This is a genomic window from Burkholderia anthinoferrum (assembly GCF_002925705.1).
In the GTDB taxonomy this organism is placed as follows: Bacteria; Pseudomonadota; Gammaproteobacteria; order Burkholderiales; family Burkholderiaceae; genus Burkholderia; species Burkholderia semiarida.
Genome location: NZ_LFZP01000028.1, coordinates 79,925 through 86,791, shown reverse-complemented (window position 1 = coordinate 86,791; position 6,867 = coordinate 79,925). Strand labels below are relative to the sequence as shown.

The window sequence follows — 6,867 nt, the reverse complement described above, 5'->3', positions numbered from 1 at the left end:
GGCTGAGTCCCGTGCAATACAGGACTCAGCCCTTGGGCGCCTAGCCTTTAACTGTCCAACTTTGCGGGGTCAGTTCAAAACCCGCCTTTCGATCGATCGCGCCGGCATCGCCGGCGTCAGCCGAGATGCGGATAGTCCGACAGCGTGAGCCGGAACCCGTGCGCATTCGCGACCAGTTGCGCCTGTGCGCCGAACGGCAGCGTCAACAGGTCGGGCACATGGCCGAACTGGAGCCCCGTGACGACCGGAATCCCGACCACCGCCCGTACCTGGTCGATCATCGCCTGCATGTCGTAGCCGTTGTCGTACTCGAACGGCCGCGCACCGGTGAACTGGCCGAGCACGAGCGCCTGCTGCCGCGCGAGCAGCCCCGACAGGTGCAGTTGATAGATCATCCGCTCGATCCGGAATGGCTGCTCGTTGACGTCTTCGATGAACAGGATGCCGCCCTCGATGTCGGGCATGTATGGCGTGCCGACCAGCGACGTGAGGATCGCGAGGTTGCCGCCCCACAGCGTGCCCGTCACGTTCACCGCCTGCACCTGCGGGGCGTCGGCCACGATCGTCGTGCTCGGCTGCGTCAGCGTCTGCCAGAAATGCTGCATCGTGAAGTCGCTCGGCGTTTCCGCGCCGAAATCGGCCGACAGCATCGGGCCGCCGAACGTCTTGATGCGCGCCTTCGCGTACAGCGCCAACTGGATCGCCGTGAAGTCGCTGTGACCGACGAGCGCGACCGGCTGGTCGCGCAGCCGGCGTTCGAGCCCGCGATAGTCGAGCCCGTGCAGGATGCGCGCGGCGCCGTAGCCGCCGCGCACCGCGAGCCCGATGTCCGGCAACGGCCGTGCGGGATCGGCGAGGCGGTTCAGGTCGCCTGCCCGCTCGCCGTCGGTGCCGCCGAAACGCTGGAAGCGGCGCTGCGTCGCCTCGATGTTCTCGATGCGCTGCTGCGCGGTGCTCAGGCGCTCGAGCGCGCGGTTGATCGCGTCGGGGTCGTGCGGATAGCCGGACGGCGCCAGCAGGCGAATGGTGTAGGACGCGGCGGGCTGGAAGGACATGGCGAAAGGTGTCGGGGTCGTCAAACCTGCTTAGAGGGTCCGAACCGTGGGCGGTTCACGAAACCATGCGCGCCCACAACGACGGGCGCGGCGGCGACGCGCCTATGACGCGCCGGATTCGGCGTCGCGGGCAAGCCGTGCTTCGCGCAGCGCGCGTCGGCGCTCGGCGAAGAACGACTTCAGCGCGGCGCCGCATTCGTCGGCGAGCACGCCGCCCGTCACTTCGGTATGGTGGTTCAGTTGCGGATTCGCGAATGCGTCGATCACGCTGCCGCACGCGCCCGTCTTCGGGTCGGCCGCGCCATAGACGACCCGCGCGATGCGGGCATGCATGATCGCGCCCGCACACATCAGGCACGGCTCGAGCGTCACATACAGCTCGCAGCCGGGCATCCGGTAATTCCGCAGGTGCTGCGCGGCCATGCGCAGCGCGGCCATTTCGGCATGCGCGGACGGGTCGTGCCCGCCGATCGGATGGTTGAAGCCGCGCGCGATCACTTCGTCGCCGCGCACGAGCACCGCGCCGACCGGCACTTCGCCGGCCGCGCGCGCCTCTTCGGCGGCGGCCTGCGCAAGACGCATGAAATGCAGATCGCGCGCCGAGATGGGCGCGGCTTCCAGAACGGGAGAATCGGCGGCGGGTTCGGCACCCGAGGCGGCTGCCGCAAGGCCAGCAGGGGCTGCGTCGGGCAGCGCGCCGGACGTCACATCGGCCCCGCTTCGGCGGGCGCTTCGTCGAGCCCGCGCTCGCACAGGCGTTCCGCGATACGCCGGCAGTAGTCGCGCGGCATCACCATCGGGCCGCCGCGCAGCGATTCGAGCGCCATGTCGAGCGCGAGGATCTTCGCTTGCAGCCGGCAGCGCGCGGCGCGGTCGCTGACCGCCTGCACCTCGTCGTGCAGGTTGCGCAGCGCGCGCAGTTGTTCGACGGCCGGCGGCACGAAGCCCGCATTCTTCAGGATACGGTTAGCCACCCGCACCTCCTCGGGCACGAGCAGGTCGTCATCCAGCGCCTGCGGCGCGCCGGTACCCGGCAAATCGTCGAACTCGCCCCGCGCGGCGGCGGCGGCAATACGTTGTTCGACCAGAGCGTCAAGCAATCTCATCAGTCAATCGGAACAATGCGGCAGGCCGAATTCTATCAGGGTGACGCCGGTATGACAGGCCCTTCGAATACATGCTCGATATTGTGCTTTTAGGGGCCGAATCGCAGCGCATGCGCGCCGATCGCAGCCACTTGCCGCGCTGCTGCGCCGCAGCAGGCCGAGCGCCGTTCGACCGCGTCCGAACGGGCGCGATGTCCGAGCCATTTTTTATCCGCGCCAGGAAGGTGGCCACAGCGCGCCCGGCGAAAACGCGAGGCGCCCCACTCCCCGCCCGATTACGCAGCCACCGTTTCCTGTCGCGCTTTCGCGAACGGGCGGAACAGCGTCGCGATCAGGAACGCGCCGATCCCGATCGCGAACGAGCCGAGGTACAGCCAGCCGTAGCTGCCGAGCGCATCGACGATCAGCCCGCCGGCCACCGGGCCCGCGGCCATCCCGAGGCTGCCGGCCATCGCGCAGCCGCCGATCACCGTGCCCATCATGCGCAGCGGGAAATTCTCGCGCGCGAGCACCGAATACAGCGGCATCACGCCCGCATAGATGAAGCCGAACAGCGTCGCGACCGCGTAGAAGCCGTCGAGCGTGCGCACGAAGTAGTAGCCGAGCGCGCCGAACGCCTGCGCGAGCAGTCCGGCGACCAGCATGCGCTTGGCGCCGAGGCGGTCGCCGAGTATCCCGAACGCGATCCGGCCGCCCATGCCGGCCAGCCCTTCGACGCTGTAGATCGACACGGCGACGATCAGCGGAATCCCGCAGGTCACCGCATAGCTGACCGTATGGAAGATCGGGCCCGAATGCGTCGCGCAACAGAAGAAGTTGGTCAGCACCAGCACCATGAACTGCGGCGAGCGCAGCGCATCCGCGACCGACATCGTCGGGGCCGGCGCGCCGGCAGGCGCCGACTCGGCCGCCGCCTGCGCGGACGCGTGCTCGAGCGCGGGCGCCCGGCGCACCAGCAGCGACACCGGAATCATCACGACGGCCGCCAGCACGGCGATCAGCAGCATCGACGTGCGCCAGTCGCGCACCGACACGAGCCACGCGGCCAGCGGCGCCATCGTCATCGGCGCCATTCCCATGCCGGCCGACACGAGCGACACCGCGAGGCTGCGGTGCGTGTCGAACCAGCCGGTCACGCACGCCATCATCGGTGCGAATATCGCGGCCGTCGCGCTGCCGACGGCCAACCCGAAGGTAAGTTGGAACACCAGCAGCGACGGTGCGCGGCTCGCGAGCGCCAGGCTGGCCGACAACAGCACGGCCCCCGCGATGACGACGGGCCGCGTGCCGACGCGGTCCGACAGGCTGCCCCACGCCATGCTCGCGAACGCCATCGCGATGAAGCCGAGCGTCATCGCCGCGGAAATGCCGGTCATCGACCAGCCCGTATCGTGCGCGATGGACCGCAGGAACACCGGCAACGAAAACATCGCGCCGATCGCGACGCACCCCATCAGGCCGCCCGCGGCGACAATGACCCAGCGGTATCGGGAATCCGGCATGTGGCGTGTCATGGGGTCTCTCCTCGTTCGTTGCGCCATTCGCGGAAAACCGGGGTGCCGGCCGCATGGCGCGGCGCACTGCCCGGTCGATATCGATACGACGGGCGACGCATCCGGGAATCGACATGCGGCGCGCATCGGGCCACGTTTTTTATTGTGGGCGATCCCGCTCGGCTCGCAAGGGTCGGTTCACCCGCTCGCGCCGCCGCCCCCCTTTTTCCGCCACGGGAAATCGAAATCAGAAATGCTTGGTTGGGCCGCGCCCTTGCGCTGGCTACACTCGCCTCATCTTGTCATAACAAGTTGACCGATGCCCCCACCCAACGTCGTGCCGCTGTCAGCGGCCCCGCTCTACGTGCAGATCAAGGACACGCTGCGCGCGCGCATTCTCGACGGCACCTATGCGCCGCACAGCCGGATGCCGTCCGAGCACGAACTCTGCGCGATGTTCGACGTCAGCCGCATCACGGTGCGCCAGGCGCTCGGCGACCTGCAGAAGGAAGGCCTGCTGTTCAAGCTGCACGGCAAGGGCACGTTCGTGTCGAAGCCGAAGGCCTTCCAGAACGTGACGTCGCTGCAAGGGTTCGCCGAGGCGATGTCGTCGATGGGCTACGAGATCGTCAACCAGTTGCGCAGCCTGCGCACCGTGAAGGCCGATCGCCATCTCGCGACGAAGCTGAACGTGCCGGAAGGCGCGCCGCTCGTCGAGATCCATCGCGTGCGGCTGCTGAACCGCGAACCCGTGTCGCTCGAACAGACCTGGGTGCCGGAGGCGCTCGGCAAGCGGCTCGCGGGTGCCGATCTCGCGACCCGCGACATCTTCCTGATCCTGGAGAACGACTGCGGCATCCCGCTCGGCCACGCCGACGTGTCGATCGACGCGATCCTCGCCGACGACGACATCGTCGACGCACTGCACGTCGAGGAAAGCAGCCCCGTGCTGCGCATCGAGCGCCTCACGCACGACGCGTCGGGGGCGCCGATCGACTACGAACACCTGTACTTCCGCGGCGACGCCTTCCAGTACCGGTTGCGCGTCGACCGGCAGAAGGCGCGCAAACCTGCAAGGAACCCACGATGAACACCCATGTGCACGAATACGACATCGTCGTGGTCGGCGGCGGCACGGCCGGGCCGATGGCGGCCATCAAGGCGAAGGAGCGCGATCCGTCGCTGCGCGTGCTGCTGCTCGAGAAGGCCAACGTCAAACGCAGCGGCGCGATCTCGATGGGGATGGACGGCCTGAACAACGCGGTGATTCCCGGCCATGCGACGCCCGAGCAGTACACGCGCGAGATCACGATCGCCAACGACGGGATCGTCGATCAAGCGGCCGTGTACGCGTACGCGGCGCACAGCTTCACGACGATCGAGCAGCTCGATCGCTGGGGCGTGAAGTTCGAGAAGGACGGCACCGGCGACTACGCGGTGAAGAAGGTCCATCACATGGGCTCGTATGTGTTGCCGATGCCGGAGGGCCACGACATCAAGAAGGTCCTGTACCGGCAACTGAAGCGCGCACGCATCGCGATCACGAACCGGATCGTCGCGACGCGCGTGCTGACCGACGCGCAGGGCCACGCGAGCGGCGTGCTCGGCTTCGACTGCCGCACCGCCGAGTTCCACGCGATCCGCGCGAAGGCCGTGATCCTCTGCTGCGGCGCGGCCGGCCGCCTGGGCCTTCCGGCGTCGGGCTACCTGATGGGCACGTACGAGAACCCGACCAACGCGGGCGACGGCTACGCGATGGCCTATCACGCGGGCGCGGCGCTCGCGAATCTCGAATGCTTCCAGATCAATCCGCTGATCAAGGACTACAACGGCCCGGCGTGCGCGTACGTGACGGGGCCCCTGGGCGGATTCACCGCGAACGGCAAGGGCGAACGCTTCATCGAATGCGACTACTGGAGCGGCCAGATGATGTGGGAGTTCTACCAGGAACTGCAAAGCGGCAACGGTCCTGTATTCCTGAAGCTCGACCATCTCGCGGAAGAAACGATCCGGACCATCGAGCAGATCCTGCATACGAACGAACGGCCGAGCCGCGGCCGCTTCCATGCGGGGCGCGGCACCGACTACCGCCGCCAGATGGTCGAGATGCACATCTCCGAAATCGGCTTCTGCAGCGGCCACAGCGCATCCGGCGTGTACGTGAATGCACGCGCGGAGACGACCGTGCCGGGGCTTTACGCAGCGGGCGACATGGCGGCCGTCCCGCACAACTACATGCTCGGGGCGTTTACGTACGGCTGGTTCGCCGGGCAGAACGCGGCCGATTACGTGGCCGGCCGCGAACATGCGCCGGTGGACGACGAACAGGTCGACGCCGAGCGCACCCGCGTGCTCGCGCCGCTGCTGCGCGAGCGCGGCCTCGCGCCGGCGCAGGTCGAGTACAAGCTGCGCCGCATGGTGAATGACTACCTGCAACCGCCGAAGGTGACGCGCAAGATGGAAATCGGGCTGCAACGCTTTGACGCCATTACCGAGGATATCGAAGAGATCAAAGCAAACCATCCGCACGAGCTGATGCGCGCGGCCGAAGTGCGCGCGATCCGCGACTGCGCGGAAATGGCCGCACGTGCATCGCTGTTCCGCACCGAAAGCCGCTGGGGCCTGTACCACCATCGCGTCGATTTTCCGCATCGCAACGATGCCGAATGGTTCTGCCACACCTGGCTGCGCAAGGATGCCGCAGGCGCGATGCGCAGCGAGAAGCGGCCGGTCGAGCCGTACGTCGTGCCGCTTGCCGACGACGAACGCGGCGCCTACGCGCAATTGCGCATCCGCGAACCGGCCGCGCTCGCGGCCGCCCTTTGAGGAACCTTGCCATGCCGCATACCCCGCACGACATCTTCCAGCGCAGCAGCGCGCCCGTGACGATCGACGAGTCGCTGTGCATCGCCGACAAGGGCTGCACCGTGTGCGTCGACGTGTGCCCGCTCGACCTGCTCGCGATCGACGTCACCAAGGGCAAGGCCTACATGCAGTTCGACGAATGCTGGTACTGCATGCCGTGCGAACGCGATTGCCCGACCGGCGCGGTCAAGGTCGACATCCCTTACCTGCTGCGCTGACACGGCGCGCGGCCCCGCACCGGCGACGGCACGACCGAGCCGGCTTTCGTCGACATCGAGCGCCGCTGTCTCGCGCTATCGCGCGAACGTCGCATCAGTACGCATGCCGGCCCGTCCACCGCACCGACTT

7 protein-coding genes and 1 pseudogene are annotated in these 6,867 nt (G+C 67.8%); 4 read left to right on the top strand and 4 right to left on the bottom strand.

Going from position 1 to position 6,867, the window contains the following annotated elements; genetic code table 11:
- Window positions 1-116: 116 nt before the first annotated feature.
- The 4 genes from ldcA to C5F75_RS08160 form a co-directional block, all read right to left on the bottom strand.
- Entirely contained in the window at window positions 117-1,055 is a 939-nt protein-coding gene (ldcA, locus tag C5F75_RS08175) for a muramoyltetrapeptide carboxypeptidase (RefSeq protein WP_059608799.1), read from the bottom strand.
- 102 nt (window positions 1,056-1,157) lie between these two features.
- On the bottom strand, window positions 1,158-1,748 hold the full coding sequence (gene tadA, locus C5F75_RS08170; protein WP_373453007.1) for a tRNA adenosine(34) deaminase TadA: 591 nt from the start codon (window positions 1,746-1,748) through the stop codon (window positions 1,158-1,160).
- A gap of 11 nt (window positions 1,749-1,759) precedes the next feature.
- A complete protein-coding gene (locus tag C5F75_RS08165; protein ID WP_012328731.1) occupies window positions 1,760-2,161 on the bottom strand; it encodes a DnaJ family domain-containing protein in 402 nt (133 codons plus the stop codon).
- A gap of 275 nt (window positions 2,162-2,436) precedes the next feature.
- Complete coding sequence (locus C5F75_RS08160) at window positions 2,437-3,663, bottom strand: MFS transporter (protein WP_104012059.1); 1,227 nt, start codon at window positions 3,661-3,663, stop codon at window positions 2,437-2,439.
- A 310-nt stretch (window positions 3,664-3,973) separates the two neighbouring features.
- Between C5F75_RS08160 and C5F75_RS08155 the strand changes: the two genes are divergently transcribed.
- The 4 genes and pseudogenes from C5F75_RS08155 to C5F75_RS37500 form a co-directional block, all read left to right on the top strand.
- Window positions 3,974-4,744, top strand: a complete 771-nt coding sequence (locus C5F75_RS08155; protein WP_059573723.1) for a GntR family transcriptional regulator — start codon at window positions 3,974-3,976, stop codon at window positions 4,742-4,744.
- On the top strand, window positions 4,741-6,480 hold the full coding sequence (locus C5F75_RS08150) for a fumarate reductase/succinate dehydrogenase flavoprotein subunit (RefSeq protein WP_104012058.1): 1,740 nt from the start codon (window positions 4,741-4,743) through the stop codon (window positions 6,478-6,480). Before C5F75_RS08155 ends, C5F75_RS08150 begins: the two co-directional genes overlap by 4 nt.
- Before the next feature lie 11 nt (window positions 6,481-6,491).
- Window positions 6,492-6,737, top strand: coding sequence for a 4Fe-4S dicluster domain-containing protein (locus C5F75_RS08145; protein ID WP_006490846.1), 246 nt, complete (start codon window positions 6,492-6,494; stop codon window positions 6,735-6,737).
- 6 nt (window positions 6,738-6,743) lie between these two features.
- Window positions 6,744-6,824: pseudogene (locus C5F75_RS37500) on the top strand (ABC transporter ATP-binding protein); the annotation flags it as partial.
- Window positions 6,825-6,867 lie beyond the last annotated feature (43 nt).